Source organism: Streptomyces polyasparticus, from assembly GCF_014493765.1.
GTDB lineage: Bacteria > Actinomycetota > Actinomycetes > Streptomycetales > Streptomycetaceae > Streptomyces > Streptomyces polyasparticus.
Window position 1 is genome coordinate 1 of the sequence record NZ_JACTVJ010000082.1, and the last position, 1,779, is coordinate 1,779.

The 1,779-nt window shown below is 66.4% G+C and carries 2 protein-coding genes; one reads left to right on the forward strand and one right to left on the reverse strand.

The window, feature by feature from the left end:
- The first annotated feature begins 240 nt into the window (after positions 1–240).
- Positions 241–1,443, forward strand: a complete 1,203-nt coding sequence (locus H9Y04_RS45525; RefSeq protein ID WP_187820129.1) for an IS110 family RNA-guided transposase — start codon at positions 241–243, stop codon at positions 1,441–1,443.
- Between the two features lie 18 nt (positions 1,444–1,461).
- Here H9Y04_RS45525 and H9Y04_RS45530 read toward each other — a convergent pair whose 3' ends face one another.
- A complete protein-coding gene (locus H9Y04_RS45530) occupies positions 1,462–1,695 on the reverse strand; it encodes a hypothetical protein (RefSeq protein WP_187820130.1) in 234 nt (77 codons plus the stop codon).
- Positions 1,696–1,779: the final 84 nt, after the last annotated feature.

Genomic DNA, 1,779 nt, shown 5'->3' on the forward strand with positions numbered 1-1,779 from the left:
CCCCCCCATTACCTTTTTCGTAGCCCCGCAACGGGGTTACCGGCCTTCGGAGTTGGCATGACTACCTCCCCTTGTCGAGTGGATGGCCCGGGGGGTGGTGTCACCGGCTCCGAAGGCACTGACAGACCGCTGATTAGGGGCATGACCACCGGCCTTTCCCCAGGTCGGGAGGCTCTTCGTAATGTGGATGTGGCGATCAGTGCCGTGGCAAGGCCGGGTGAGTACGACCGGAGCGTGCACGTGATCGACATCAGTAACATCGACCTCTTCCTCGGCTTGGACGTCGGCAAGGGCGAACACCACGCCACCGCCGTCACATCGGCCGGGAAGAAGGCATTCGACCGACGCCTGCCCAATAGTGAACCCAAGCTCCGTGAAGTCTTCGCGAAACTGCAGGCTAAACACGGGACCGTGCTCGTGGTCGTGGACCAGCCGGCCTCGATCGGGGCCCTGCCGCTGGCCGTCGCCCGTGCCATGGGCTGCGAGGTTGGCTATCTGCCTGGCCTGACGATGCGGCGGATCGCCGACCTCTATCCCGGCGAGGCCAAGACCGACGCCCGCGACGCATTCATCATCGCCGACGCCGCCCGGTCGATGCCGCACACCCTCCGCTCCATCGTGCTGGACGACGAGACCGTGGCCGAGCTGGAGATGCTCGTTGGATTCGACGATGACCTGGTCGCCGAGGCCAACCGGCTCTCCAACCGGTTGCGCGGCTTGTTCACGCAGGTCCACCCGCACTTGGAGAGGATCCTCGGCCCGCGCATGCAACATCCGGCCGTCCTGCTTCTGCTGGAACGGTTCGGATCGCCCGCCCAGATCCGTCATGCCGGACGGCGACGCCTGGTGAACCTGATACGCCCGAAGGCCCCGCGGATGGCCGAGCGCCTGGTGGACGACATCTTCACCGCGCTCGACGAGCAGACCGTCGTCGTCCCGGGCACGGACGCGGCCGCACTGATCGTCCCGAGCCTGGCCCGGTCCCTGACCGCCGTGCTCGACCAGCGCCGCCTGCTGGGAAAACGGCTCGACGAACTCCTGGAGGCACACCCTCTTTCGAAGGTCCTGACCTCGATGCCCGGCGTCGGCGTCAGGACCGCGGCCCGCCTCCTGATCGACGTCGGGGACGGCTCCCGGTTCCCCTCGGCCGCCCACCTCGCCGCCTATGCCGGACTCGCTCCGACGACCCGCTCCTCAGGCTCCTCGATCCGCGGCGAACAGCAGTCCAGGAGAGGTAACAAGCAGCTCAAACGGGCCTTCTTCCTCTCCGCGTTCGCCGCCCTGTCCGACCCCGCCTCCCGCACCTACTACGACAAGAAGATCGCTCAGGGCAAGCACCACACACAGGCTCTGCTCTGCCTCGCCAGACGCCGGGCCGACGTCCTCTTCGCCATGCTCCGCGACGGCACCTTCTACGCACCCCGACCGGCTGCGGCCAGGTGAGGAGTTGAGACCGCTTGATCAGTCCTCCGGCCGAAGCCGCTGCCGAGCGGCCTCCAGTCGCTGGTCATAGTCCGGCGCGAACAGCTCCGGAAGCGTCTTGTCGAGCGTTCCGGAGATCCGATGGATCGGTGCCCAGACCGCCGGATCGTCAACAACCTGGCTAAGGTCCGTCATCTGGAGCCTCTCCAGCCAGTGCGACAGCACCAAAGCCTCATCACTCGTGAGTTTGATCGTGATCTCGCTATCACTCATGCACGCCCCTACGACTCGGCCCGCCCTCGACCGCACGAACCTAGCGGCCTTGGACCTTGACCAAACACATAGGGGCACCCCCCC